Genomic DNA, 26,260 nt, shown 5'->3' on the forward strand with positions numbered 1-26,260 from the left:
GGGACTTTCGGAACCACCACTCATCGCACGTCCCCCTGCGCGAGGTGACGGACCCAGCTGACGTGCCGCTGCACGGCGTCGGTCGCGGCGTCCGCATCCCCTGCGCGCAGGGCCTCAAGGATCTCCGCATGCTCGGTGATGTTCTTGGCGATCCGGTCCGGGTGGGCATGCATCACGGCCACGCCCATCCGCAACTGGCGGTCGCGCAGCTGCTCGTAGAGCCGGTCCAGGATCTGATTGCCGGCGCTGCGCACAATGGCGGCATGGAAGGCGCGGTCGGTGACGGAGACGGCAGCCAGATCACCGGACGCGGCCTGCTCCCGCATCATCTCCAGCAGTTCGGTCAGCTCGCCGACCAGCGCCTCGCTCACGGGCACCGCCTTGGCCGCGGCATGCTTCTCCACCAGCAGCCGGGTCTCGACGACATCGGCGATCTCCTGCGCGGAGACCGGCAGCACCAGCGCGCCCTTCTTGGGGTAGAGCTTGATCAGCCCCTCGACCTCCAGCCGCAGCAGCGCCTCACGCACCGGCGTCCGCGACACCCCCACCGCCTCGGCCAGCTCGCCCTCGGTGAGCAGCATCCCGCCCTCGTAGCGGCGGTCCAGGACGGCGTCCTTGATGTGCGCATAGACCCGCTCGGCGGCGGGCGGCTGCTTGGCGGCGGGCTCTCTGACAGGTGCGGTGGACGTGGAGGCGGAGGGCATGCACACAGGATAGATACAACAGGTATGCGTCCGATACTTCATTCCGCGATGCGGACACGGTGGAGTGGGGTGGGGTGGGTGCGGTGGGTGCGGTGGGGCGCGGTGGGGCGGAATGTCCAGGTGGGGGCTGTCGGAGTCGCGGCCACCTCGGAGGGGCGGCCGGGCGGCGGGCGCCCCCGGCCCAGCCGCCCGGCCCGGCCACCGCCTGCCAGGACGCCCCCGGCCGCCGCGTCCTCAGCCCGGCATCCACCCCTGGGCGATCAGCCGGTTCACCACCTGCGAATGAGCGGGGGCACAGCGCTCACGCGCCTCCTGGCGGTCGAACCAGGCGAACTCGGCAATCTCCCGGCCGGGGACCGGTGTGATGTCCTGGGGCCCGCCGGTGAAGCAGGTCATCCGCAGCCGGCGCCCGTTCTTGCCATGGGCCACGTCATGGATGACAAACGCCTCAGAAAGGTCCTCCACCGGCACCACCAGGCCGAGCTCTTCCCGGAGCTCACGCGACAAGGCCTCCCGCGCGGTCTCTCCGGGCTCGTACTTGCCACCGGGGAGGTAGAACGTGTCATTCCCCCGCGTCCGTACGCTCAGCAGCCGCCCGTCGCGCACATGCAGCCAGCCCACCGACTTCAGCGGCGCGGCACGCTCCAGGGCGATCAGCGGATGACCGGTCTCCTCGTCCGCCCGCCGCCCCCGCTCCGTGAAGCCCAGATGCGTGAAGAAGCGCCGGGCTGTGCCGTTCCCCTCGAAGATCTCCAGGGCCAGCGCACCGTGCAGCGCCGCCGCATGTTCCAGCAACTCCCGTCCGATGCCGGCCCCTTGGGCTTCCGGGGCCACAACGAGCCCACCGACCCCGGTCCCGGGACCGTCGTCCCCGCTTCCGCCCCCGGACCCGTCGGGCAGCAGTCCGAGCAGCCCGACGACGCTGCCCGCACGCTCGGCGACCCAGTTCTCCGCCCGGACGAGATCCGCCGCACGGAGGATCCGAGGCCGTTCGTCCCGGTCCTCCCCGTCGAGAAAGGGATGCGCCCGCCGCACGGCCCGGTCCCACAGATCGGTGACCACGTCCTGGTCGGATGCGCGGTAGCGCCGGATGATCATTTCGCTGCTCATTTCGCCGACCGTAGGCAGCACCGCCGACCGCCGCAAACCCTTTCCCGCAACGTGTCCGATCTCTGCCGAAAGGGGTACCGGAGAGCGATGTCGGATCCGCCTCAAGTCTGACAAGAGTCCATACCTGCCGCGTACGGTCCGGCGCGGATTCCGTGGGTGAATAGAGGCACGGAGCCGGGGAGGCTCCGACATCCAAGGGGAGTTGACCATGCAGCCCAGGACGAACGCCGGCCGCCGTACGCGGAACACCGTCGTGCTGGCATTGATCGTCGCCGGCCTGTGGGCGGGCGTCGCCCTGACCCGCGGCGCCACGCACCCCCATGAGTCCGCCCCGGTCGGGCCGGTGGCTCACTTCAGCCGCGCCGTGGAACTCATCCGCGGCTGACCGGCACCGGCGCGCTGCGGCGCCCGCCAGGGGGTGTCTCCCTGCTCCGGCCTGACCGGGGAGGCACCCCTACGCCTTCCGCGGCTCACCGCGATAGGTACCGAACGACCAGCGGTTGCCCTCGGGGTCGCGAGCGCCGAAGCCCCGCGACCCGTACTCGGTGTCGGTCAGCTCATCGGTGATCTCCGCGCCGGCCGCTCGTGCGCGGGCACACAGCTCGTCGGGGTGGGCGGTGACCACATAGGCACCGAACGTCCCCGGCCGCAGCGGCCAGCGATCGTCGTCCGGGTCCTTGACGGAGCCGAGCATGATGCCCCCGCCTTCCGGCCAGGAGAGTTGGGCGTGCTCGACACGCTCGCCCTCGCCGTGGACCACGGTCTCCTCAAATCCGAAGGCAGCGACCAGGAAACGGATCAGCCCGCGGGCGTCGTGGGCCCGCAGCGTCGGCCATACCTGGGGTGCGGGCGTGGTGTCGGACGGGTTCTCGGGCATGGTCGCCCCTCCTGGATCGGGTATGCGCCCCCTGACGGGCCGCTGACCTCGGCATTCCTCGATGGTGTCCCGGGGGCTTGGACGTTTCGGAACTCCTCGGTGGGCCACTGGCTGGGCCTGCAGCCGCCCGGCGAGCGGAACTCCCGGGCGAGCTGGGCCCGGACGAAGTACGACATGGGCCTGGTCGAAGTAGCCGCGGCGGATGAGCCGTTCACCGAGGTCCGCGCCGTGCCGGCCGAGCATCGCATCCGCGAGGCGGTCGAGCGGATGCTCGTCCACGGGTCCGGGGCGGTCCCGAGACGGCGTTTCACGTGAAACACCGCTCCGAACCGCCCGGCCCCGCATCCCGGCTCATCCCCAGGTGATCAGACGCTTGGGCCGCTCCAGCACGGCCGCGATATCCGCGAGCAGCTTGGAGCCGAGCTCGCCGTCGATGAGCCGGTGGTCGAAGGACAGCGCGAGAGTGGTGACCTGGCGCGCCTTCACCTTGCCCTTGTGGACCCACGGCTGCAGCTTGACCGCGCCGAAGGCAAGGATCGCCGACTCCCCCGGGTTGAGGATCGGCGTCCCGGTGTCGACGCCGAAGACGCCGACATTGGTGATGGTGACCGTACCGCCGGCCATCGCCGCCGGGGACGTCTTGCCCTCGCGGGCGGTGGCGACCAGATCGCCCAGTTCCGCGGCGAGTTGGGGGAGGGTCTTGACCCCGGCGTCCTTGATGTTCGGGACGATCAGACCGCGCGGGGTGGCCGCCGCGATCCCGAGGTTCACGTAGTCCTTGTAGACGATCTCCTGACGCGCCTCGTCCCAGGCGGCGTTGACCTCCGGGTGACGCTTGATGGCGACAAGGAAGGCCCTGGCGACGAGCAGCAGCGGGTTGACCCGCAGCCCCGCCATGTCCGGGTCCTGCTTGAGTTCCTGGACCAGCTTCATCGTGCGGGTCACATCGACGGTGATGAACTCCGTGACATGCGGCGCGGTGAAGGCGCTGGTGACCATCGCCTGCGCGGTGGCCTTGCGTACGCCCTTGACCGGCACCCGCCGCTCGCGGGCAGCGGCATCGACGAGGCCGGGCTCGGCCGGGGCGGCCGCCGGAGCGGGGGCAACCGTCCCCGGAGCCTCGGTCGTGGACGGCGCCGCTGCCGGGGTGACGGCCGCATGGACGTCCTCGCGGGTGATGACGCCGTCCGGGCCGGTCGGGACGATCGCCGCCAGGTCGATACCGAGGTCCTTGGCGAGCTTGCGCACCGGCGGCTTGGCCAGCGGCCGGCCGGCGTGCCCCGTACCCGCGCCGTTGGCGGCCGCAGCCACGGGAGCGGCCGGGGCGGCGGAAGCGGCCGGGGCGGCGGCGGGAGCGGCCGGGGCGGCGGCGGGAGCGGCGGCCGGGGCGGATGCGGCCCGTCCGTTCAACTCCGCCTGGAGCGCGGCACGCGCGGGCTCCGGCTGGGCCGGCACCCCTGCCTGGGGCTTGCGCGCCCGGCGCTTGGTCGAGGACGGCGCGGCACCGTAGCCGACCAGCACCGCCTGCCGGCCCTGGGGCTCGGCGTCCTCCTCGGGGGACGCGGCGGCCTGCGGCGCCTGCGGCGCGCCCGCGGGCCCGGCGCCGGGGTCCGTGTCCACGGAGATGATGACGGTGCCGACGTCGACGGTGACGCCCTCGCCGAAGTTCAGCTCATGCACCACTCCGTCGTAGGGAATGGGCAGTTCCACGGCGGCCTTGGCGGTCTCGACCTCACAGACGACCTGGCCATCGGTGACGGTGTCACCCGGCTGGACGAACCACTTGAGGATCTCGGCCTCGGTGAGGCCCTCGCCCACGTCGGGCATCTTGAACTCGCGGAAGCGCTGGGCACGGGCGGTACTTGCAGTCATGGTTACGAACTCTCCTCAAACCCTCAGTACGCCAACGCACGGTCGACGGCGTCGAGCACCCGGTCCAGTCCCGGAAGGTACTCGTCCTCCAGACGGGAGGGCGGATACGGGGAATGGAACCCGCCGACCCGCAGGACGGGGGCCTCCAGGTGGTAGAAGCACCGCTCGGTGATCCGGGCGGCGATCTCCGCACCCGCACCGAAGAAGACCGGGGCCTCGTGCACCACGACCAGCCGTCCCGTCTTCTCCACCGACGACTGCACGGTGTCGAAGTCGATCGGGGAGAGCGAGCGCAGGTCGACGATCTCGATCGACTTGCCCTCCTCGGCCGCGACATTGGCGACGTCCTGGCAGACCTTCACCATCGGGCCGTAGGCGGCCAGGGTGAGGTCGGAGCCGGTCCGGGCGACCCGGGCCTTGTGCAGGGGGTCGGGGATCGACTCGGTGTCCAGCCGCGACTTGTCGTGGTAGCGGCGCTTGGGCTCGAAGTAGATGACCGGGTCGTCACCCGCGATGGCCTGCTGGAGCATCCAGTAGGCATCGGAGGAGTTCGAGGGAGAGACGATCTTGAGCCCCGCGACATGCGCGAACAGCGCCTCGGGCGACTCGGAGTGGTGCTCGACCGCACCGATGCCGCCCGCGTACGGGATGCGGATGACCACCGGCACCTTGACCTTGCCCAGCGCGCGGGCGTGCATCTTCGCCAGCTGGGTGACGATCTGGTCGTAGGCGGGGAAGACGAAGCCGTCGAACTGGATCTCGACGACCGGGCGGTAGCCGCGCAGCGCCATGCCGATCGCGGTGCCGACGATGCCGGACTCGGCGAGCGGGGTGTCGATCACCCGCTCCTCGCCGAAGTCCTTCTGCAGACCGTCGGTGACCCGGAAGACGCCGCCGAGCTTGCCGACGTCCTCACCCATGACGAGGACCTTGGGGTCCGCCTCCATGGAGGCACGCAGCGATTCGTTGATCGCCTTGGCAATGGTGATCTTCTCGAAGACGGCCATGGTCAGTTCTCCTCCGCGACGGCATCGGCATCGACGAACGATGCCTGGTACGCGGCGAACTGCGCGCGCTCCTCATCGACGAGCGCATGCCCGTCGGCATAGACGTTCTCGAAGATCGCCATGGTGTCCGGGTCGGGCATGGCACGCACGGCCTCGCGGACCCGCTTGCCCAGGGCCTCGCTCTCCTCGTCGATCGAGGCGAGGTACGCCTCGTCGACCAGGCCCTCGGCCTCCAGATACGTCCGCAGCCGCAGGATCGGGTCCTTGGCCTCCCAGGCCGCCCGCTCCTCGTCCTCCCGGTACTTCGTCGGGTCGTCGGAGGTGGTGTGCGCACCCATGCGGTAGGTGAACGCCTCGATGAGCATCGGGCCCTGGCCGGTGCGCGCCCGCTCCAGCGCCGCCTTGGTCACCGCGAGACAGGCCAGTACGTCATTGCCGTCGACCCGTACGCCGGGGAATCCGTAACCGCGGGCGCGCTGGTAGAGCGGCACCCGGGTCTGCTTCTCGGTGGGTTCGGAAATCGCCCATTGGTTGTTCTGGCAGAAGAACACGACCGGGGCGTTGTAGACCGCGGAGAAGGTGAAGGATTCCGCGACATCTCCCTGGCTGGAGGCACCGTCACCGAAATACGCGATGACCGCGGAATCCGTGCCGTCCTTCTGCACACCCATCGCATAGCCGGTCGCATGCAGCGTCTGCGAACCGATGACAATGGTGTAGAGGTGGAAGTTGTTGCTGTTGGGGTCCCAGCCGCCGTGATTGACGCCGCGGAACATGCCCAGCAGATTCGTCGGGTCGACGCCACGGCACCACGCCACACCGTGCTCGCGGTAGGTCGGGAAGACATAGTCGTCGTCGCGCAGCGCCCGGCCGGAGCCGATCTGGGCGGCCTCCTGACCCAGCAGCGACGCCCACAGACCCAGTTCGCCCTGGCGCTGGAGGGTGGTCGCCTCGGCGTCGAACTGCCGCGTGAGAACCATGTCGCGGTAGAGCCCGCGCAGCTCGTCGGCGGAGAGATCGATCGCGTAATCCGGGTGCTCGACCCGCTTCCCCTCGGGGGTCAGCAGCTGTACGAGCTGGTCCTGCTCCGCCTGCTCGGGCCGACCGGAGTTCCGGGTCTTGGCCGGGGACGCCTTCTTCGCCGACGTCGCCTTTTTGGCGGTGGTGCGCTTGCTGCTGCCGCGGGCGTTTTTCCGCTGCGCAGTGCCTTCCACGGTCACGTGCTGCTCCTCCGTCTGTCCGGCCCCCGGGGTCCGCCGGTGGCCGTATTGCGGCTCACCCGGTATCCGATACGGCGCACGGGGTGTGTGCGAACGCGGCCGGTTCCGGGTGGAACAAAGCTCCCGGAAGGTGGCCTGCTCATTGCACGTTACCCATTGTCAAAGCCGAAGTGGAAACGGCGCTGACCTGCGATTTTGCTTGGATTTCCAAGTAAACCGCGGAGGCTTGGAACAACTCCTGGTCACAGCGTTGCAGGCCGCCGGGACAACGGCACGTTATATCGCTGACCTGGAGCACGGGAAGGGTTGATGTGTGAGACTGGTGTGGTGCGCGAAGACGGAAAAATCACGGTATTCCTGCTCGATGACCATGAAGTTGTCCGGCGTGGCGTTCACGAAATGCTGTCGGTCGAGGACGACATCGAGGTGGTCGGCGAAGCGGGTACCGCCGCAGATGCCCTGGTCAGGATCCCGGCGACGCGTCCGGACGTGGCGGTGCTCGATGTCCGGCTGCCTGACGGGAGCGGTGTCGAGGTCTGCCGTGAGATCCGTTCGCAGGACGAGGACATCAAATGCCTGATGCTCACCTCGTTCGCGGATGACGAAGCCCTTTTCGATGCGATTCTGGCTGGTGCGGCCGGTTATGTCCTCAAGGCCATCCGGGGCAATGAACTGCTCTCCGCGGTACGCGAGGTGGCTGCCGGGAAGTCCCTCCTCGACCCCGTGGCCACCGCCCGGGTGCTGGAGCGCCTGCGCGACGGCAATACCGCGAAGGGTGACGACCGGCTGGCGAGCCTCACCGACCAGGAGCGCAGGATTCTCGACCTGATCGGCGAGGGGCTGACCAATCGCGCCATCGGCGAGCGGCTCCATCTCGCCGAGAAAACGATCAAGAATTACGTCTCCAGCCTGCTGTCCAAGCTCGGCATGGAGCGCCGCTCGCAGGCCGCCGCGTACGTCGCACGACGGCAGGCGGAGCGGCACTGAAACAGCCGGGCGCCGCCCTGCCCGGTTCATGGCGATTCAGGACCCTCGTCCCGGTCCCCCGGGGCTCCCGGCCCCTACTTGCCGCCCGGAACCGCCCGGCAAGGTGGTGACATGCCCACCGACAACTACCGTGCCATCGACCTGCTGAGCCGCACGCCCTACGGGCGCGTCTCGGCCAGTCGGCGGGCGCTGCCCTTCACCACCGTCACCCGTCATCTCGTCCTCGACGGGCGGCTGGTCCTGCGGCTGCACCGCGGCTACGGCTACCACCAGGCCCTGGACGGCAGCGTGGTCGCCTACGAGGCCGACAACGTCAACAGCGGTGAGCCCGACACATGGTCGGTGCAGTTCACCGGCACCGCCCGGGTCATCGAGCCCACCCCCGCCGTGCGCGAGCTCTTCGGCCGTACTCCGCTGCTCGCCGACGGAGCCCCCTTCGACCCGGTCTTCCTGCGCATCGAGCCGGAGTTCGTGACCATGCACTGCCTCACCGATGTGCCCGTCTTCCGCTATGCGCACTCCGCGTAAGGCTTTCCGGCTCACCCACTCCGACGGGCGCATTTGATCTAACATCTGGCGCGTGCTGCGCTCATCTGTAGTCCGGACGGCGGCAACGCCCGACAAAGACACCCTCGGATCCCTGCTCCGCCACTACGCCGGCGCCGGTGCGCCACTGTCGTGCGAACCCGTCGCCGAGGGCCTGCTCAACCACGGCTACTTCCTCGCCACCACCCGCGGCCGCTACTTCCTCAAACACCATCTCGACGGCGACCGCGCGGCCCTCACCCGCCAGCACCGCGCCACCCGCAGGCTCGCCGCGCTCGGCCTGCCGGTCGCCCCGCCCGTCGCCGACGAGGACGGCCGGACCGTCACCGTCCTCGACGGCCGCTGCTACGCCCTGCACCCGTGGGTCGAAGGCCGGCACCTGGGCGGCGCCGCACTGACCCGCGGCCAGTCCTGGCAGCTCGGCGCCCTCCTCGGGCTCGTCCACATGGCTCTGGAGCAGGTCATGGCCGACGAGCCGCACCCGCCCAGGCCGCCCTGCGCGGACGCCGGCGCCGACCCCGAGCGGACCTTCGAGACGATCGACGAGCTGCTGGCCCTGGCCCGCGGCGCCCGGCCGCGCACCAGCTTCGACGAACTCGCCGAACACCGTCTGCTGGAGCGCCGGGCCCTGCTGGCACAGCTGGCGCATCACCGTCCGGCCCCCGGCGCGGAGCCGCCGGCCGGCTGGGTGCACGGGGACTTCCATCCGCTGAATGTGCTCTACCGCGACACGGAGCCGACCGCGATCGTCGACTGGGACCGGCTGGGCGTCCACCCCCGCGCCGAGGAGGCGGTGCGCGCCGCCGCGATCTTCTTCGTCCGCCCGTGCGGCACGCTGGACCTGGCGAAGGTGGCGGCGTACGCGGGTGCCTACCGCAGCACCTGCAACGCCGGTGCCGATGAGCTCGCGGCGGCCGTCCACCGGGTGTGGTGGGAGCGGCTGAACGACTTCTGGATGCTCACCTGGCGTTACCAGTTGGGCGACCGCCGCACCGATCCGCAGTTCCCGGCGGCGGCCGCACTGGCCGTGTGGTGGACCCGCGAATACCGGGCCGTACGGAACGCCTTCACCGGCTGAACCGGGAAGGGTGCCGGTTCAGCCTGTCGCACCGAGCGTGGCCCCGCCGTCGGCGCCGTTGCCGGCGGTGGCCCCGCCGTCCGCGCCGGCACTCGCCCCGCCATCGGCGGTACCGCCGTCCGCGGCGCCCCCGTCAGCGGTGCCGTCCGTGGGACCACCGTCGGACGTCCCGCCGGTGTCGGTGGGCGGCGCGGATGTCGGCGGCTGAGACGTCGGCGGCTCCGAGGTGGGCGGCTGCGAGGTCTGCGGCGTGCTGGGCTGCTCGGGCGGCGGCTCGCTGTACGTGCTGTCGCCCTCGCCCGTGTCGCCGGGATAGGTCTCCGCGGTGCTCGGCTCCTCCGAAGGCTGCTCGCTCGCCTTGTCGTCCTTCGTCGGCTTCGGCGACTGCGACGAGGGCGTGTCGTGCTTCTTGCCCTGACCACCGGTGTTCTGCATCGCGAAGGCCACACCCATGGCGATGGCGATCACCGCGAGCGCCGCGATCAGCCAGATCTTGCCGCGACCGCCCTTGGCCGGACGGGGCCCGCCGTCGAAGCCGCCGTCGTCGGCCCGCATACCGGGCGTCAGAATCGGCTGCGCCGTGGTCTGCCCGGCGTCGGAGTGCGGCAGCGCGGTGGTGGCCGCGGCCCCCAGGGACGAGGTGTGACCACCCTCGTGCACCGCGACCGGGCCGGTGCTCCAGGTGCCGGTGTGACCGCCCTGCTCGTGCAGCATCTGCAGCGAGTACTGGACCAGGCCGCGCATCTCCTCGGCGGACTGGAACCGGTCGTCGGGGTCCTTCGCCAGCGACCGCATGACCAGGCCGTCCAGCTCCGGGGGCACCGCGTCGGCGACCTCGGACGGCGCCACCGGCATGTCCTGAACGTGCTGGTAGACGACCGACAGCGGGGTCTCGCCGGTGAACGGCGGCCGCAGGGTCAGGAGTTCGTAAAGCAGGCAGCCGGTGGCGTAGAGGTCGGAGCGGGTGTCGACGGTCTTGCCGAGCGCCTGCTCCGGGGAGAGGTACTGAGGGGTGCCCATGACCATGCCGGTCTGGGTCATGGTGGACGCGGCACCGTGCAGGGCACGGGCGATACCGAAGTCCATGACCTTGACGGCGCCGCTGTTCGTGATGATCACGTTCGCGGGCTTGATGTCACGGTGCACGATGCCGTGCTGGTGGCTGTAGGCCAGCGCCTCCAGCACACCGGAAACGATGATCAGCGCCTGGTCCGCCGGCGGGGCGTCGGCGTTGAGCAGCAGATCGCGGATGGTGTGGCCCTCGACCAGCTCCATCACGATGTACGGCACGGTGTTGCCGCCGACCAGGTCCTCGCCGGAGTCGTAGACCGCCACCACCGCGTGGTGGTTCAGCCCGGCCACGGACTGTGCCTCACGTGTGAAGCGGGCCTTGGAGACCGGGTCCTCGGCGAGGTCGGCGCGCAGCAGCTTCACGGCGACGGTCCGGCCGAGACGTACGTCCTCGGCCGCGAACACCTCCGCCATGCCGCCGCGGCCGAGCCGTCGCGTGAGCCGGTAGCGGCCATCGCCGACCAGCCCGCCGTTGCCCCACATCTCCGGTGCGTCGGGGATATTGGAGCCGGTGGCGTCAGGATCGGACGGGCCCTGGGGGCTCTGCGTCGGTGCCATCGGTCCTCGCCGTCGAATCAATCCGCATGAGAGCGGTAAGGTCATCGGTCTTCGCTAGAGCACGCTACAGGCTCCGCGGCACTCGCCGATCCGTCGCGGACCGGCCATCAAACCTGCCGCGCGCCACTTGCCGCAAGCTCACCTGGGGTAATGAGGCACGGAACAGTCATCGGGCCGTGACGGGATCTTGCACATCTGGTCACGGAACGGGCACACAGCTTGACGTGTCCGAGGCCTGGGGCAGACTTGGCTGCGGAATTCCAGATTTTGATCGCTATACATACGCGTATAGCGCCTAGGGGGAAGCGGAACGATGAGCCAGGACGGCACTCAGGGCCAATTCGAGGGCCGTTCGGTCGGCGGAGGACGTTACCAGCTTCGTGATCTTCTGGGCGCCGGTGGCATGGCCTCCGTGCACCTCGCTTATGACAGCGTGCTGGACCGCGAGGTCGCGATCAAGACGCTGCACACCGAGCTCGGCCGCGAGCAGGCCTTCCGTGAGCGCTTCCGGCGTGAGGCCCAGTCCGTGGCGAAACTCACGCACACCAATATCGTCTCGGTCTACGACTCCGGCGAGGACGAGCTCGACGGCGGCATGGTGCCGTACATCGTCATGGAGTACGTCGCGGGCCAGCCGCTGCGCTCCGATCTGGACAACGACATCGCCCAGCATGGCGCGATGCCGACGGAAAAAGCCTTGAAGATCACGGCCGATGTGCTGGCCGCGCTCGAGGTCAGCCATGAAATGAGCCTGGTCCACCGGGACATCAAGCCCGGGAACGTCATGCTGAACAAGCGTGGCGTGGTCAAGGTCATGGACTTCGGCATCGCCCGCGCCATGCAGTCCGGCGTGACGTCCATGACCCAGACCGGCATGGTCGTCGGCACTCCGCAGTACCTGTCGCCCGAGCAGGCCCTCGGACGGGCCGTGGACGCCCGCTCCGACCTCTACTCCGTCGGCATCATGCTCTTCGAGCTGCTGACCGGTCAGCTGCCGTTCGACGCGGACTCCCCGCTCGCCATCGCTTACGCCCACGTCCAGGAAGAGCCCCCGGTCCCGTCGAGCATCAACAGCTCGCTGCCTCCGGCCGTGGACGCGCTGGTGGCCCGTGCGCTGAAGAAGAACCCCAATGAGCGGTTCCCCACCTCCGAGGCGATGCGGGACGAGTGCCTGCGGATCGTCGGATCCGGGCAGTCCGGTGCGACGCCACTGATCATCGGAGAGGGCCCGCGGGCGCGCGCCAGCGGCGCGTCGGTCTCCTCCGCGGTGTTCCCCACCGCCTCCGGCACCCCGCACACCCCGGCCCCGCCGAGCGTGCAGCAGCCGTATCAGCCGACGCAGGCGGCCGGGTTCGGCCCGTCGACGCCCGCACCGCCGAACAACACCTACCCGACGCCCCCGCCGCCCAACAGCGGCTACCAGACGTCCCCGCTGCCGAACAACGGCTACCAGACGCCCGTGTCGGGTCCCGTTCCGGGGCCGGCGCCCTTCAACTCGGGTGGCTTCCAGCCGCCGTACAGCCCACCGCCCGTGACGGCCTCGATGCCGCCGGCCGGCGGCCCCGCCCCGCGCAAGAACAACAGCGCGGTGATCGTTGTCTCGGCGATAGTCGGCGTGATCGTGGTCACCGCGATCGCGATCGGCATCGGTCTGAGCGCCGGCTCGAGCGAGGTCAGCAGCGGTGACGTCGGCCCGTCCTCGGCCTACTCCGACGACAACGACATCACGACGGCCTCACCGCCCCAGGACGTCAAGCCGGAGGACAAGTCGGCGACGATCCTGATGTCCGAGTGCACCAACCCGAGCAAGAGCTACAGCGAGAAGGGCAAGATTCTCGTCCCTTCGTTCCGCTTCAAGAACCTGGGCTCGGTGAAGAAGTGCATCGAGGCCGCAGGCTGGAAGTACAAGATCGTCTCGCACGAGGACAGCGCGCTCTGGGGTAAGAACACCGTCACCAGTCAGACGCCGGCTGCCTTCAGCTACTGGCTCCCGAGCAAGACCGAGCCCATCGAGCTGACCGTCTCGACCGGCCGCAGCGGCTGACGGCGGTCGCAGTCGGCGACGGCCCGCCGGGGCGTCCCATGGACAGCAAAGGGGCCGGCACGCGCGCAGCGTGCCGGCCCCTTCTGTCTATTCCGCGCGTGGTGCACCGGCTCCGGCGTGGCGGTCCTGGGACAGCGTGAGAAGTACGGCCCGAGTGATGAGCAGTCGGGCACGGGTGAGAAGTGCGACCCGGGTCAGAGGTACGGGCCCGAGCGGGCGCCGCCCTGGCCCGGCTTGGCCTCTTCGCCGTCCATCGGAACGGCGCCGGGCGGCAGCGCGCGGCGCATCGACTCCAGCTGGGCACGGGCGGCCATCTGCTGGGCGAAGAGTGCGGTCTGGATGCCGTGGAAAAGGCCCTCCAGCCAGCCCACCAGCTGAGCCTGGGCGATCCGCAGCTCCGCATCCGTCGGCACCGATTCATCGGTGAACGGCAGCGACAGCCGCTCCAGTTCCTCGACCAGCTCGGGCGCCAGCCCGTCCTCCAGCTCCTTGACCGAGCTGGCATGGATCTCCTTGAGCCGGACCCGGCTCGCCTCGTCCAGAGGCGCGGACTTCACCTCCTCCAGCAACTGCTTGATCATGCTGCCGATGCGCATGACCTTCGCAGGCTGTTCAACCATGTCCGTCACGGGGGTCTCACGGGGCTCGTCGCCTTCGCCCCCGCCGCCGGAGCTGCCGAGTGCCATGCCGTCCGGGCCGACCACCAGGACGTGCGGATTTTCCTGCGACCGTTCATTCATCGGCATATCCATGCCGCCATTCTCTCGTACGAGGGGTCATGAAGGGTGGTGCCCCTGAGAGAAGGTGATCCACCCTTCCGGACGGACTCGGCTGCCGCGGTTTCACGTGAAACAACGGATTCCCACCGTTTCACGTGAAACCGCCGATAAAGCCACGGACAGCCCGCCGACCCAGCGGCCGATATCAGCTCCGGCGCAGCCGTAGAGCGAAGAAGGCCAGACCCAGGCCCGTGAGAGCGAGGCCGGCACCCAGCGGAAGGACCCGCTCGACCGGTGCGTTCGGGGCTTCCATGGCGTAAGGGCTCGCCGTTGCGGCCTCTTCGCCCTCCACGCTTTCCGGTACCGAGCGCGCCTCCTCCGGGGCGGAAGGGGTCGGGAGCGGCGGCAACGCCTCGTAGGGATGCTGAGTGAGCCGGTCGGCGACGTTGAAGCGATGCGAGGGCGACGGCCCTGCCGGGGCGCTCTTCGCCGCATGCGATGCGGACGCGGCGGGCTTGGGGTGCTTCGACACCGGGGTGCGCGGACCGGGCCGGCGGTGCGCACGGTCGGCGTCCGGAGCGTTCGCCCCGGCGGTCGGCCCGTGATGCCCCGCTCCCGGGAAGCCCGCACCGCCGTAGTCAGGCCCCGGGTAGGGGTACGACGGACCGTCCGGCCCGATGAAGGCAGGGCTGAACGGGTGATGCGGGCGCTGGTGCCACCGGCCGGGCACACGAGGGCCACCGAAGTGGCGGTGCGACGGCCGGTGCGGGAAGCGCGGGAAGGCGTCCGGCATCCCGGGGAAGCGCGGCGACAGCTCCGGGAGGCGCGCAGGCGCCCCGGGATGTCCTGGGTGACCATGGTGGCCCCGGCCCGCTCCGTCACCGCGGCCGTCGAACGGACGACGGTCGGCCGCGAAGTCGTCGGGCCCGTACTCGTCGAACCCGTAGTCGTCGGGTCCGGTTTCTTCCTGCGCATAGTCGTCGGGCTGATCGCCCGGGCGGGCGAGGTGCGGGGGGCGGTCGACCGGTGTGCCCCGCCGGTCCGCAGCCGCCGCCGAGGTGGCTCCTATCGGAACGGGCAGGACGACGGCGGCCACCAACAGACCGGTGGCAATGCGCGAACGGAAACCTGGAGCGACCACAGTGCCCCTCCCGTGCCGAGCCGTCGGGTGACCTCCTCAGAGTCACATGTGATGAGATTCACGGCATCTCGGACATATCAGGCGGGTTACCTGACGGGACGCGGGAGGGTCAGCCCCAGGCGGCGCGGGTGAGGGGGTGGCCGGGTCGGCTCAGAGCGTCAGCACGACCTTGCCGACGTGCGCACTTTCCTCCACGATGCGGTGCGCCTCGGCGGCCTCCGGCATCGGGAGCGCACGGTCCACGATCGGCCGCACCTGTCCGTTACCGATCAACGGCCAGACATGCTCCCGGACAGCAGCGACGATGGCCGCCTTCTCGTTCAGCGGGCGGGCACGCAGCCCGGCACCGGTGATCGCGGCGCGCTTCGCCATCAGGGCGGCGAGATTCAGCTCCGCCTTTACCCCGCCCTGCAGCCCGATGACGGCCAGCCGTCCGCTGACCGCCAGCGCCTTGATGTTCCGCTGCAGATATTTCGCGCCGATGATGTCGAGGATGACGTCCGCGCCCGTGCCATCGGTGGCTTTGCGGATCTCCTGGACGAAGTCCTGCTCGCGGTAGTCGATGAGGATGTCCGCGCCCAACTCGGCACAGCGGGCCAGCTTCTCGGGGCCGCCGGCGGTGACCGCGACCCGTGCGCCGACCGCCTTGGCGAGCTGGATCGCCATGGTGCCGATGCCGCTGGCACCACCGTGGACCAGCAGCGTCTCGCCGGGCCGCAGATGCGCGATCATGAAGACGTTCGACCAGACCGTGCAGGTCACCTCGGGCAACGCGGCGGCCGAGACCAGATCCAGGCCGTTCGGTACGGGCAGGACCTGCCCGGCCGGGACAGCGACCCTCTCCGCGTATCCGCCGCCCGCCAGCAGCGCGCACACCTCGTCGCCGACGGCCCAGCCGTGCACGCCGGGGCCGAGCCCGATGATCCGCCCCGCGCACTCCAGCCCCGGATACGGAGAGGATCCCGGCGGCGGGTCGTAGAAGCCCTGGCGCTGGAGCAGGTCGGCGCGGTTCACGGCGCTGGCCACGACCTCGATCAGGACCTCGCCCTCGGCGGGCTGCGGATCGGGCACCTCCGCCCAGACAAGTGCTTCGGGTCCACCGGGCTCCGGGATAGTGATCGCTCGCATGGGCGCGAGGCTACTCGCCGTCCGCGCACAGGGCGACGGTGCGGGGGCCCACACCTACCGCAGGGTCGGCCACCGGCCCCCGGATGACGTGCGGTTATTCCTCCGTCCGGCGCACCCGGGGCGCCCGCTGCCCGCAGCAATGGACGGCTCGGGGGCAGTGCCGGGCGGGCCTGGGGCTGCGGTGCCGGGCGGGCTTGGGACGGCGGTGCCCAGCGGGCCCGTGCGGCGGTGCCGGGCGAGCCTGGGACGGCGCGCCCGGCTACGGTGCGGCGGGCCCCGGCGACAGCGGGTCGGGCCGTAGCGCGGCGGTGCCGGGGGACGGCGAGCGGTGCTGGGGCCACGGCGGGGTGCCGGACCACGGCTGTCTTCCTTCTCTCCGGTACGACTTGCCACTCCACCGGGTGAGCGCCCCGGCATCACCCCACAACCGCCCCGCCGCCGGCGATATCAACGCTCCGTGATCACCACCACAGCTCACCACAGCTCGCACCTTCGCCGGTGTCGCGGAGTTCTGCCGCCGGTTGCCGACTCCCGCCGCGGCCAGGCACGCAGGGTGCCCGGATCAAGGAGCATGGGAGGTATGTCTCCCTCACAGACCGTCTCAGCCCAGGCCGCTCCGGGAGCGCCGGCCGGATGAGCGGCGAGCAGCGACCGCGCCGCGGGACGGGCAGCTCCTCCACTCTCCGCTCCCTCTGGTCCCGTACCCGGACCGAGGCCAAGGACGACACCGAGGCCGGCCGCTCCATCGTGATGCCCGTCCAAGGCATGGCGCCGCCCCTTCAACAGGTCCTGCGGCGACTGGTGATGGCGCTCGGCGTACTGGCCCTCACCACGCTGCTCGTCTGGTTCGACCGCGCCGGATACCGCGACAGCGCCCACGACGACGTCGATTTCCTCGGCGCGGCGTACTACGCGACGGTCACCCTCTCGACCACCGGTTACGGCGACATCACCCCGGTCAGCGATGGCGCACGGCTGACCAACATCCTGGTCATCACACCGCTCCGCGTGCTGTTCCTGATCATCTTGGTCGGCACCACGCTCGAAGTCCTCACCGCGCGCACCCGGCACCAAGTACGCATTCACCGTTGGAGGTCCCGCATGCGAGATCACGTCGTCGTCATCGGGTACGGGACAAAGGGCCGCCACACCATCGAGACGCTGATCGGTCAGGGCGTCCCGAAAGAGCAGATCGTCGTTGTCGACCCGCAGAAGACCGTCGTGGACGCCGCCAGCAGTGACGGCTTCGTGGGCGTTCACGGGGACGCGACCCGCTCCGGCACGCTGACCAGAGCCGAGTTGCAGCGTGCCGCGCGCGTGGTCGTGGCCACCCAGCGCGACGACACCGCGGCCCTGGTGACGCTGACGGCACGACAGCTCAACACGCACGCCTCGATCGTGGTGGCGGTCCGGGAGGACGAGAACGTACCGCTGCTGAAGCAGAGCGGCGCCGACATGGTCATCACGAGTTCCAGTGCGGCGGGGCGGCTGCTCGGTATGTCCATGGCCAGCCCGTACGTCGGCACGGTCCTGGAGGATCTGCTGACCTACGGGAGCGGATTGGATCTCGACGAGCGACCGGTGACGAAGAGCGAGGCGGGCCGCTCGCCCCGGGAGCTCGGTGACCTGGTGGTGGCGGTCGTACGGGGGCACCGGGTACTGAGCTACAGCGATCCGCAGGCCGCGACACTCGAACTCACGGACCGCGTGATCACCATCCGGCAGGCGGTGCCGAGCAGCTGACGTATGCACAGCCCCTGCGCGGCAGGGGTGTGCGCGGCAGAGGTGTGCGCGGCAGAGGGCGAGTGAAGGGGCGGCGGGCCGGGCGAGGCGGCCGGCCCGCCGGAGAGCCGGGACCAGCGGGCGGCGGGCGACGTGACGGCGGGCGGAACCTGCGGTCGGCTCGGCGCCCGTGCCCTACCCGGCGTCCGTGCCCTACCCGGCCCCCGGGGCGGTCCAGCCCGTCGATGAGCCCGGCGACCAGCCCGCGGACGACCCCGCCGACCAGGGAAGTTCCAGGAGTTCGAGCTCGGTTCCGCGCTCCGCGCCACCGGGCGGGACGACGGCCAGCGCATCGGCGGCGGCGATTCCGCGCAGCATGGCAGGGCCGTGGAAGTGCAGCGGCGCCGCCGTCAGGCCGTGCCGTTCGTCCTCGCGGTAGGCCACCGGAACGAGCCGGGTATCCCGCGGATGCCCGTGGACCGGGGCGGCCAGCGGCGTACGGTACGGCGCGGCAGGAGGGCGGGCGGCGAGCGTGCGGAGCAGCGGTTCGGCGAGCGTGACCAGGCCCGAAACAGCGGCGAGCGGGTTGCCGGGCAGGCCGACGAGATGCCGGTGCGGGGCCAGGCGGGCGAGCAGCATGGGGTGCCCGGGGCGTACCGCGACGCCGTCGACCAGCACCTCGGCGCCCAGCCGGTGCAGGGTGGGGTGCACATGGTCGAGGGGGCCCGATGCGGTGCCACCGGTGGTGATCACCACGTCGGCGGCGGACTCCGCAACGGCCGCGTACAGGGTGTCGGCGTCATCGGCGAGGTGGCGTGGCGCGGCCGCTTCGACGCCGAGGGCATGCAGCCACGGCGCGAGCATCGGGCCGAGCGCATCCCGGATCCGGCCGTCCTGCGGCAGGCCGTGGTCCAGCAACTCATCCCCCAGCACGAGGACTTCGGCGCGCGGCCGGCGATACGCGGTCAGCTCGTCGTAACCGGCCGCGGCGGCCAGGCCGAGCACGGCAGGGGTCACCAGGGCACCGGCGGGCAGCAGTTGGTCGCCGCGGCGGCACTCCTGGCCCCGTGGGCGGATGTCCTGACCGGGCGGCGCGGGCTGCGGTGCATACAGCCGCCGTCCGCCGTCACTCAGCTCACGGACCTCGCCGTGCTCGCTGCGCAGTACGGCGGTGGCACCGGACGGCACGCGCGCACCGGTGGCGATCGGGATCGCATGTCCGTCGTGGAGCGCCTGGGCAGGGGCGTGGCCTGCGAGGATGCCGGGAGGGGGGCCGGCCTCTGAGGTGCCGGCGGGGTGGTCGAGACGCCAGGGGCCGGGGCCGGACACCGCCCAGCCGTCCATCGCCGAGGTGTCGAACGACGGCAGATCGGTGAGCGCGGTGAGGGGCGCGGCGAGCGTACGGCCGAGCGCGTCGCCGAGCGCCGAGGTCGCGGGCCCGGGTGGACCGGCCACGGCGCGCTCGGCGATGTCCCGGGCGGTGTGCCAAGGGACGGCGACCGGAGTGGGACGGGAGCCTCGGCCGGTGGGAGGCGGGGGGCTTCCGGGGTCTTCGGGGTCGACGGGGTCGACGGGGTCGACGGGGTCTTCGGGGTCGACGGGGCTGACGGGGCTGACGGGGTCAGAGGCGCGGGATGGCCCGGAGGCGCGGGAAGCGCGGGAGGCACCGTTCCCGGAGGCGGCGGGGTCGTCGAGGGAGAAGGGATCGTCCGGTGTGTAGGGGATGGCGTCGCTGCCCCCGGTGGCGGAGGAGTCGGCTGCCGCGGCCTCGCGGGTGGCATACGGCACCCTGCCGGTCGTGGGCACGGCCCCGCCTGCCTCGGCCCCGGCCCGTGCGCGCGGCGGCACCGGCGCGTTGGCCAGCGCAAGCGCCTCTTCGAACGGGTCGCCACGCCCCTCGTCCGCCGCCGCGCCCCCTGCCCTGCCCACCGTGTCGCGGGGCTCCCCGCCGAAATCCCAGCCGACATCGCCCTCGAAGTCCCCGTCGAAGTCCTTGCCGAAGTCCCTGTCGGTCATTCTGCGGGCTTCGTTTCGGCACCCGTGCCGCCGCCGGCCTCCGCCGAACCGGCGGACTCCTCGGCCTCCGCCGCCCAGCGGTTGGCCAGCGCGGTGGCCCGTTCGGTCAGCTCCTTCACGTCCCGGCCCTGCCGGCCCGCCGCGTAACCGATCAAGAAGGTCGTCAGCGGTGCGGCCGGCCGGGCCACACCGTGCGCCGCGTCCCGCGCAAGATCGAGAAGCGCCGCCGTGTCGACATCGAGCTCGATGCCCAGTTCGGCCTTGACTGCGGTGATCCATTCATCCAACACGTTTCCATGCTCCCTGATACGGGCGCGTGCCGCGCTGAGGTCTTCCCAGGTGTCGCAGTCGAAGGACGCCGTGGCCGTGACGTCCGGGACCCGTTCGAGCCGCAGCCCGTTCACCAGGGCGCGCAGCGGCAGCCCGGCCACAGTGCCGTGCCCGGCCCGTACCCGCGCCAGTTCACGACGCAGCGACTCGGCCCGGTACGCGGCCACCAGCGGCTGGTCCCGTCCCGAGGCGTCCTGGAGCATCGCGCCGTCGCCGTAGGACGGGGCACCGCTGCCGGGCCGCCCTAGGGCACCGCTTCCCGGCCCGGCGGCGGGCGTTCCCGTCGCCGCTGCCAACAGGCCCTGCACGGTCTTGGCGGTCAGGAACGGGAGATCGGCGGAGAGGACGAGCACCGTCGGGGCGGTGGTGTGCCGCAGACCGGCTTCCAGGGCGGCGAGCGGACCGCCGCCCGGCGGGTCCTCCAAGGCTCGGACGACGACGCGGGTGGTCGGGCGGTGCGGGCCGACAACGACGGTGATCGCGGCACCGGGGCAGGCGGCGAGCACCCGGTCCAGGAGGGGGCGGGCGCCGACGGACAGGGCGGGTTTGTCCGCCCCGCCGAGCCGTCGGGCCGCGCCTCCGGCCAGCACGATGGTGTCGTAGTCGGTGAGGGCGTTCACCCCTTGAGTATCGCCGGGGGTGAACGGATCACACGCGACGGTCGCACCGAGGTCACCCACCACACCAGGGTCGCCCGCCCCCCTCCCGAGCTCACAGACTCCGTAGCAACAACGCGGGCTGTTCCACACAGTCGGCCACATGGCGCAGGAAGCCTCCGGCGGTGCCGCCGTCGCACACCCGGTGATCGAAGGTGAGGGAGAGCTGGACGACCTGCCGGACGGCCAGCTCGCCGTCGTGCACCCAGGGTTTGGCGGCTATCCGGCCGACGCCGAGCATCGCCGCTTCGGGATGGTTGATGATCGGCGTGGAGCCGTCGACACCGAAGACCCCGTAGTTGTTGAGCGTGAAGGTGCCATGTGTCAGCTCGGCCAGGGAGAGCCCGCCTCTCCTGGCGGTTTCGGTGAGCCGGGTGATCTCGGCGGACAGCTCCTCGGCCGTACGGGCATGAGCGTCCCGTACGACCGGCACGACCAGACCGCGGTCGGTCTGCGCCGCGAAGCCCAGATGGACGGCGGGCAGCCGGACGATCTCCTGGGACTTGGTGTCGACGGTGGCGTTGAGCTCGGGGAATCGTGCCAGCGCCGCCGTGGTGATCCGGGCCAGCAGCGCGAGCAGCGACACCTTGGGGGCGCCCGCCACATTCATCGCCCTGCGGGCGGCGAGGAGTTCGGTGGCATCGGCGTCCACCCAGCAGGTCGCCTCCGGGATCTCCCGGCGGCTACGGCTGAACTTCTCGGCGGCCGCACCGAGCATCCCCCTCAGCGGGATCCGCTCCTCGTCCGCCGCGGCGCCCGCTCCCGCGGTTTTGAGGGGCGTCACGGCTCCGGCGGCGGACGCGGCCCCCACCACGCCTGTCGCACCGGCGCCGACGATTCCTGCGGCACGGTTCGCCGCCCCGGCACCTGCCGAGGTGACCGCCCCGGCCGTCGCCCTCTCCTGCCGCGCCCGGATCGCGCACTCGACGTCCGTACGGAGAATCAGCCCATCACGCCCTGACCCCGTCAACTCCCTTAGGTCCAGACCGTTTTCCCGCGCCATCCGACGCACCAGCGGAGAAATGACCGCCACCGTACGACTGCCGGCATCCACCACACCGGCCCCGGCCACCTCGGCCACCTCGACCGTCCCGGCCATCCCGGCTTCCGCGGCCGTCCCTTCCGGACCGTCCTCGGTGACGAAGCGTGCCCCGGTCGCCGCCTCGGCATCAGCCGCCCCCGAGCGACCGGGGGCACCATCGGCCACTCCGGCTCCGGCCGAGCCCTCCGCCACTCCTCCGGCCGCCCGCGACACTCCTGCCATGGGGCTTGCCCCGCCCCCCGGCCGGATCCGGCGCCGCCGCGCCGCCGCCGCGCTCGTGCCGTATCCGACGAGCACATTTCCGGACCCGGCATCCGCGGTGCTCCCCTCGGCCGGAGCGACGGCCCCGGGGGAAGGCGGCGCCGAAGCCCCCGCATCAGGCGCACCACCCGCCGCGCCCGCACCGGCGCCCGGCCCCTCCCCAGGGCCTACCCCCGCCAGATCATCGGGCACGGCCCCCACCGCGACCGTCACCAGCGGCGCCCCCACCGGGACTTCCTCCCCCTGTGCTCCGAAGCGGGCGGTCACCACGCCCCCATACGGGCACGGCACCTCCACCATCGCCTTGGCGGTCTCGACCTCCACCACCGGCTGGTCGATGGCCACCACCTCGCCGACCTCGACCATCCAGTGCACGATCACCGCCTCGGTGAGGCCTTCTCCCAGGTCGGGCAGGGTGAATTCGCGGACCACGGCCATCACTCACCACGTCCCTCGGTCCAGTCCGACTCCCACTGGAGACGGGCGACGGTGTCCAGGATCCGGTCCACGCCGGGCAGATGGTGCCGCTCCAGCATGGGTGGCGGATAGGGGATGTCGAACCCGGCGACGCGCAGGACCGGTGCCTCCAGGTGGTGGAAGCAGCGCTCGGTGATCCGTGCGGCGATCTCCCCTCCGGGACCGCCGAACCCGTTGGACTCATGGACGACCACGGCCCGTCCGGTCCGCCGTACCGAGGCGCAGACCGTGTCGTCGTCGAACGGCATCAGCGAGCGCAGATCGACCACTTCCAGGTCCCAGCCCTCGGCACCGGCAGCCTCGGCGGCCTCCATGCAGACCGGCAGCGAGGGGCCGTAGGTGATCAGCGTCGCGCTGCTGCCGCGGCGGCGGACCGCGGCGCGGCCCAGCGGCGCGACCTCGGTCGGCGCATCGGGCGACCAGTCGGCCTTGGACCAGTACAGGCGCTTGGGCTCCAGGAAGACGACCGGGTCGTCGGAGGCGATGGCGGCGCGCAGCAGCCCGTAGGCGTCCTCGACGGTCGCCGGGGTGACGACCTGGAGCCCGGGGGTGGCGAGGTAGTACGCCTCGGAGGAGTCGCTGTGGTGCTCGACCCCGCCGATACCGCCGCCGTACGGGATGCGGATGGTCAGCGGCATCGTCAGCGCGCCGCGGGTGCGGTTGCGCATCCGGGCGACATGGCTGATCAGCTGCTCGAACGCGGGGTAGGCGAAGGCGTCGAACTGCATCTCGACGACCGGTCGCAGCCCGTACATCGCCATGCCGACGGCGGTGCCCAGGATGCCGGCCTCGGCGAGCGCGGTGTCGGTACAGCGGTCCTCGCCGAACTCCTTGGCGAGGCCGTCGGTGACCCGGAAGACGCCGCCGAGGGTGCCGACGTCCTCGCCCATGACATGGACGGACGGGTCGTCGGCCATGGCGTCGCGCAGCGCGCGGGTCAGCGCCTGCGCCATGGTGGCAGGCTTGCGCGCGGTTGCCGGCGCGGCGGTGGTCGTCATGGCCTGGCCTCCTCGGCGGAGCCGTCGGCGCCCGCGGTGTCCTCGGTGTGGCCGTTGGCCTCGGCGTCCAGCTCGGCGCGCAACAGGGCTGCCTGGGCGCGCAGTTGACCGGTCTGCTCGGCGAATACGTGGGTGAACAGGTCCATCGGGTCCAGCTCCGGGTCGGCGTTCATCCGCTCCCGAAGGCCGGCCGCCAGTTGCTCGGCGCCGTCCCGGGTGGCGGCGACGAATTCATCGGTGAGCAGGTCGCGGGCTGCCAGCTCACGCTCCAGAAGCGCTATCGGGTCGTGCGACCGCCAGGTCTCGACCTCGGTATCGCTGCGGTAGCGGGTGGCGTCGTCGGCGTTGGTGTGCGCCTCGATGCGGTAGGTGACGGCCTCGATCAGCGTGGGACCGCCGCCCCTGCGGGCCCGCTGCACGGCCTCGGTCAGCACCTCGTGCATGGCGGGCGCGTCATTGCCGTCGACCAGGCGGCCCGGCATGCCGTATCCGACCGCCTTGTGGGCGAGGGACGGCGCGGCGGTCTGCTTGGCGAGCGGCACCGAGATCGCGAAGCCGTTGTTCTGGACGAGGAAGACCACCGGTGCCTGCCAGACCGCCGCGAAGTTCAGTGCCTCGTGGAAGTCGCCCTCGCTCGTGCCGCCGTCACCCACCATGGCCAGCGCCACCACTTCGTCGCCCTTGAGGCGTGCGGCGTGCGCCAGGCCCACGGCATGCGGGAGCTGGGTGGCGAGCGGGGTGCACAGGGGAGCGATGCGGTGTTCGTGCGGGTCGTATCCGGTGTGCCAGTCACCGCGCAGCAGGGTGAGCGCCTGTACGGGGTCGAGGCCGCGGGCCACGGCGGCGAGGGTGTCGCGGTAGCTGGGGAAGAGCCAGTCCCGGTCTTCGAGCGCCAGCGCCGCGGCGACCTCGCAGGCCTCCTGTCCCGTGGAGGACGGGTAGACCGCCAGGCGTCCCTGCCGGGTCAGGGCCGTGGCCTGGGCGTTGTACCGGCGGCCGCGCACCAGCTGGGTGTACAGCCGGGTCAGCAGTCCGGAGTCGAGCCGGGCCGCGGCATCCGTGCCCAGGAGGCGGTACGGCTCCTCGTCGGGCAGGAGGGGCGCGGGATCGACGCGCGGACGCCAGGCGGGCGGGGGGCCGGCCAGGCTGCTCTTCTTCCTGCTGCTGCCGGGCTGCTCAAGGACCGTCATGCCGAGCACCTCCTCGGATCGAAGGGGTGGCGCGATGCGCCTCATGTGGGTGGTGGGCGAACGGCGGATGGGCAGGATGGATTCGGCCAGGGCGGGTACGCCCTGCCCTACCGATTGTTCGGTCGTTGATGCATTTTGGCTACAGGCGCACTCAGCCTGTGGACAAACGGTTCTCCACAGCTTGAGATGAAGGCAGGGCGTCCACAAAGGGGAGGCGGGACCATATGCCGGGCGAACAGATGGCCAATTCCGACGGGCAGCCGCCAGCGCCACCCGCCGCCACCCCGCCGGCACCCGCACCCCCGGCGCCACCCGCCGCGGCACCGTCACCGGCCCCGGCGCCGGCCGCACGCCCGCTGGACACCATCGACCGCTCCATCCTGCGCATGCTGCAGACCGACGGCAGGGCCTCGATACGCTCCGTGGCCGAGCGGGTGCACGTCTCGCGCGCCAACGCCTACGCCCGGATCAACCGGCTGATCGACGATGGAGTGATCCGCGGCTTCAGCGCCCTCATCGACCAGGAACGCGCAGGTCAGGGCGCTTCCGCATATATCACGCTGAAGATCGTGCAGAACTCCTGGCGGACCGTGCGCAAGCAGCTCACGGCGCTGCCGGGGGCCACCCACATCGCGCTGGTCAGCGGCGATTTCGATGTGCTGCTACTCGTCCACACCAAGGACAACCGCGAGCTGCGGGAGCTGGTCCTCACCCGTATCCAGTCGATACCGGAAGTGCTCAGCACCCGCACCCTGCTGGTCTTCGAGGAGACCGACCTCGGGCCCGAGGAAAACTGATCCGCCCCGGGCGGCCGACACCGGCGCAGAGCAGGCTTGCGCGGGAGCAGAGCCGGCCCAGATCAGGACTTGCGCAGAGCAGGGCCAGCGCAGGTCAGGGCTTGCGCAGGTCAGGCCTTGCGCAGCCCCGCGAACGCCGTACGCACCACGGCCTCGGCAACCTCGTCACGGCTCACCGCACCGCCCCGCCCCGGCCGGTACCACTCCACAATCGAGTTGATCATGCCGAAGAGCAGCCGGGTGGCCAGCCGGATGTCCACGTCGTCCCGGAGGTCACCGTCGGCGGCGGCCTGCTTGAGCAGATCGGAGACCTCGTGGTCGAACTCCCGGCGGCGCTCCATGGCCCACCGCTCGGTGTCCGTATTTCCGCGCACCCGCAACAGCAGCGTCACGTAAGGGAGTTCGTCCATCAGCACCTCGGCCACGCGCCGGGTGACATGCTCCAGCCTCTCGATCGCCCGCCCCTGGAGGGCGCCCGGCTCCTCCAGCACACCGAACAGCCCGCCCAGGGCGCGGCTTATGGCGCGGCGCAGCATCTCTTCCTTGCTGCGGACATGGTGGTAGATCGAGGACTTCGAGATGCCGGCCGCTTTGGAAAGGTGCTCCATGGACGTGCCGTCGTAGCCGCGCTCGATGAACACCTCGACGGCGACCGCGAGCAGCGAATCGGGCGTATAGGTGTCGCGCTTGGCCATGGTCATGATTAGAG

General features: G+C 71.1%; 24 protein-coding genes. 8 read left to right on the forward strand and 16 right to left on the reverse strand.

The window, feature by feature from the left end; translation table 11 throughout:
• Positions 1 to 20: 20 nt before the first annotated feature.
• Positions 21 to 704, reverse strand: a complete 684-nt coding sequence (locus ACGFR7_RS10795; protein ID WP_393316045.1) for a GntR family transcriptional regulator — start codon at positions 702 to 704, stop codon at positions 21 to 23.
• 234 nt (positions 705 to 938) lie between these two features.
• Positions 939 to 1,814, reverse strand: a complete 876-nt coding sequence (locus tag ACGFR7_RS10800) for a GNAT family N-acetyltransferase (protein ID WP_393316048.1) — start codon at positions 1,812 to 1,814, stop codon at positions 939 to 941.
• 208 nt (positions 1,815 to 2,022) lie between these two features.
• Between ACGFR7_RS10800 and ACGFR7_RS10805 the strand changes: the two genes are divergently transcribed.
• Positions 2,023 to 2,199, forward strand: a complete 177-nt coding sequence (locus ACGFR7_RS10805) for a hypothetical protein (protein WP_393316051.1) — start codon at positions 2,023 to 2,025, stop codon at positions 2,197 to 2,199.
• A 69-nt stretch (positions 2,200 to 2,268) separates the two neighbouring features.
• Here ACGFR7_RS10805 and ACGFR7_RS10810 read toward each other — a convergent pair whose 3' ends face one another.
• On the reverse strand, positions 2,269 to 2,691 hold the full coding sequence (locus ACGFR7_RS10810; RefSeq protein ID WP_393316054.1) for a VOC family protein: 423 nt from the start codon (positions 2,689 to 2,691) through the stop codon (positions 2,269 to 2,271).
• Between the two features lie 99 nt (positions 2,692 to 2,790).
• Here ACGFR7_RS10810 and ACGFR7_RS10815 point away from each other — a divergent pair, with 99 nt between their 5' ends.
• Positions 2,791 to 3,006, forward strand: coding sequence for a hypothetical protein (locus ACGFR7_RS10815; RefSeq protein WP_393316057.1), 216 nt, complete (start codon positions 2,791 to 2,793; stop codon positions 3,004 to 3,006).
• A 36-nt stretch (positions 3,007 to 3,042) separates the two neighbouring features.
• Here the strand turns inward: ACGFR7_RS10815 and ACGFR7_RS10820 are convergent, their stop codons facing one another.
• Genes ACGFR7_RS10820 through pdhA (ACGFR7_RS10830) form a run of 3 tightly spaced genes read right to left on the reverse strand, consistent with a single transcriptional unit; the run spans position 3,043 to position 6,790 of the window.
• Complete coding sequence (locus ACGFR7_RS10820) at positions 3,043 to 4,563, reverse strand: dihydrolipoamide acetyltransferase family protein (protein WP_393316060.1); 1,521 nt, start codon at positions 4,561 to 4,563, stop codon at positions 3,043 to 3,045.
• A gap of 23 nt (positions 4,564 to 4,586) precedes the next feature.
• The gene (locus tag ACGFR7_RS10825) at positions 4,587 to 5,570 is read right to left on the reverse strand and encodes an alpha-ketoacid dehydrogenase subunit beta (RefSeq protein WP_393316063.1); all 984 of its coding nucleotides are present in this window, start codon (positions 5,568 to 5,570) and stop codon (positions 4,587 to 4,589) included.
• A gap of 2 nt (positions 5,571 to 5,572) precedes the next feature.
• A complete protein-coding gene (pdhA, locus tag ACGFR7_RS10830) occupies positions 5,573 to 6,790 on the reverse strand; it encodes a pyruvate dehydrogenase (acetyl-transferring) E1 component subunit alpha (RefSeq protein WP_393316066.1) in 1,218 nt (405 codons plus the stop codon).
• A gap of 327 nt (positions 6,791 to 7,117) precedes the next feature.
• Between pdhA (ACGFR7_RS10830) and ACGFR7_RS10835 the strand changes: the two genes are divergently transcribed.
• The 3 genes from ACGFR7_RS10835 (at position 7,118) to ACGFR7_RS10845 (ending at position 9,401) form a co-directional block, all read left to right on the forward strand.
• Complete coding sequence (locus ACGFR7_RS10835; protein ID WP_129295375.1) at positions 7,118 to 7,777, forward strand: response regulator transcription factor; 660 nt, start codon at positions 7,118 to 7,120, stop codon at positions 7,775 to 7,777.
• Positions 7,778 to 7,888: 111 nt separating this feature from the next.
• Positions 7,889 to 8,305, forward strand: coding sequence for a pyridoxamine 5'-phosphate oxidase family protein (locus ACGFR7_RS10840; protein ID WP_350252003.1), 417 nt, complete (start codon positions 7,889 to 7,891; stop codon positions 8,303 to 8,305).
• A gap of 52 nt (positions 8,306 to 8,357) precedes the next feature.
• A complete protein-coding gene (locus ACGFR7_RS10845; RefSeq protein WP_393316069.1) occupies positions 8,358 to 9,401 on the forward strand; it encodes a phosphotransferase in 1,044 nt (347 codons plus the stop codon).
• Between the two features lie 18 nt (positions 9,402 to 9,419).
• Here the strand turns inward: ACGFR7_RS10845 and ACGFR7_RS10850 are convergent, their stop codons facing one another.
• Positions 9,420 to 11,030, reverse strand: coding sequence for a protein kinase (locus tag ACGFR7_RS10850; RefSeq protein ID WP_393316072.1), 1,611 nt, complete (start codon positions 11,028 to 11,030; stop codon positions 9,420 to 9,422).
• A 313-nt stretch (positions 11,031 to 11,343) separates the two neighbouring features.
• Here ACGFR7_RS10850 and ACGFR7_RS10855 point away from each other — a divergent pair, with 313 nt between their 5' ends.
• Positions 11,344 to 13,074, forward strand: coding sequence for a protein kinase (locus ACGFR7_RS10855; protein ID WP_393316075.1), 1,731 nt, complete (start codon positions 11,344 to 11,346; stop codon positions 13,072 to 13,074).
• Positions 13,075 to 13,268: 194 nt separating this feature from the next.
• On the opposite strand, the gene ACGFR7_RS10860 is transcribed toward ACGFR7_RS10855, so the two are convergent.
• The 3 genes from ACGFR7_RS10860 to ACGFR7_RS10870 form a co-directional block, all read right to left on the reverse strand.
• A complete protein-coding gene (locus tag ACGFR7_RS10860; RefSeq protein WP_311623100.1) occupies positions 13,269 to 13,826 on the reverse strand; it encodes a bacterial proteasome activator family protein in 558 nt (185 codons plus the stop codon).
• Positions 13,827 to 13,998: 172 nt separating this feature from the next.
• Positions 13,999 to 14,934 (reverse strand): hypothetical protein, encoded by a 936-nt coding sequence (locus ACGFR7_RS10865; protein ID WP_393316078.1) that lies wholly within the window; start codon positions 14,932 to 14,934, stop codon positions 13,999 to 14,001.
• 150 nt (positions 14,935 to 15,084) lie between these two features.
• Positions 15,085 to 16,062 carry an NAD(P)H-quinone oxidoreductase gene (locus ACGFR7_RS10870; protein WP_393316081.1) on the reverse strand — a complete coding sequence of 326 codons (978 nt, stop codon included), beginning with the start codon at positions 16,060 to 16,062 and terminating at the stop codon, positions 15,085 to 15,087.
• 633 nt (positions 16,063 to 16,695) lie between these two features.
• On the opposite strand from ACGFR7_RS10870, the gene ACGFR7_RS10875 reads away from it, so the two are divergent.
• The gene (locus ACGFR7_RS10875) at positions 16,696 to 17,805 is read left to right on the forward strand and encodes a potassium channel family protein (RefSeq protein WP_393316084.1); all 1,110 of its coding nucleotides are present in this window, start codon (positions 16,696 to 16,698) and stop codon (positions 17,803 to 17,805) included.
• Positions 17,806 to 17,997: 192 nt separating this feature from the next.
• Here ACGFR7_RS10875 and ACGFR7_RS10880 read toward each other — a convergent pair whose 3' ends face one another.
• The 5 genes from ACGFR7_RS10880 to pdhA (ACGFR7_RS10900) all read right to left on the reverse strand — a co-directional run bounded on the left by ACGFR7_RS10880 (position 17,998) and on the right by pdhA (ACGFR7_RS10900) (position 24,754).
• The gene (locus ACGFR7_RS10880; protein ID WP_393316086.1) at positions 17,998 to 19,800 is read right to left on the reverse strand and encodes a molybdopterin molybdotransferase MoeA; all 1,803 of its coding nucleotides are present in this window, start codon (positions 19,798 to 19,800) and stop codon (positions 17,998 to 18,000) included.
• Positions 19,797 to 20,750, reverse strand: coding sequence for a DUF6457 domain-containing protein (locus tag ACGFR7_RS10885; RefSeq protein WP_393316089.1), 954 nt, complete (start codon positions 20,748 to 20,750; stop codon positions 19,797 to 19,799). The genes ACGFR7_RS10880 and ACGFR7_RS10885 overlap by 4 nt, the downstream gene beginning before the upstream one ends.
• Positions 20,751 to 20,841: 91 nt before the next feature.
• Complete coding sequence (locus tag ACGFR7_RS10890) at positions 20,842 to 22,527, reverse strand: dihydrolipoamide acetyltransferase family protein (RefSeq protein WP_393316091.1); 1,686 nt, start codon at positions 22,525 to 22,527, stop codon at positions 20,842 to 20,844.
• Positions 22,527 to 23,564: an alpha-ketoacid dehydrogenase subunit beta gene (locus tag ACGFR7_RS10895; protein WP_328385766.1), complete on the reverse strand. Its 1,038-nt coding sequence runs from the start codon at positions 23,562 to 23,564 to the stop codon at positions 22,527 to 22,529. Before ACGFR7_RS10895 ends, ACGFR7_RS10890 begins: the two co-directional genes overlap by 1 nt.
• A complete protein-coding gene (gene pdhA, locus ACGFR7_RS10900) occupies positions 23,561 to 24,754 on the reverse strand; it encodes a pyruvate dehydrogenase (acetyl-transferring) E1 component subunit alpha (RefSeq protein ID WP_393316094.1) in 1,194 nt (397 codons plus the stop codon). The genes ACGFR7_RS10895 and pdhA (ACGFR7_RS10900) overlap by 4 nt, the downstream gene beginning before the upstream one ends.
• A gap of 224 nt (positions 24,755 to 24,978) precedes the next feature.
• Here pdhA (ACGFR7_RS10900) and ACGFR7_RS10905 point away from each other — a divergent pair, with 224 nt between their 5' ends.
• Positions 24,979 to 25,551, forward strand: a complete 573-nt coding sequence (locus ACGFR7_RS10905; RefSeq protein WP_393316097.1) for an Lrp/AsnC family transcriptional regulator — start codon at positions 24,979 to 24,981, stop codon at positions 25,549 to 25,551.
• A 110-nt stretch (positions 25,552 to 25,661) separates the two neighbouring features.
• Here ACGFR7_RS10905 and ACGFR7_RS10910 read toward each other — a convergent pair whose 3' ends face one another.
• Entirely contained in the window at positions 25,662 to 26,252 is a 591-nt protein-coding gene (locus tag ACGFR7_RS10910; RefSeq protein ID WP_393316100.1) for a TetR/AcrR family transcriptional regulator, read from the reverse strand.
• Positions 26,253 to 26,260: the final 8 nt, after the last annotated feature.

Source organism: Streptomyces sp. NPDC048516 (genome assembly GCF_043199875.1).
GTDB lineage: Bacteria > Actinomycetota > Actinomycetes > Streptomycetales > Streptomycetaceae > Streptomyces.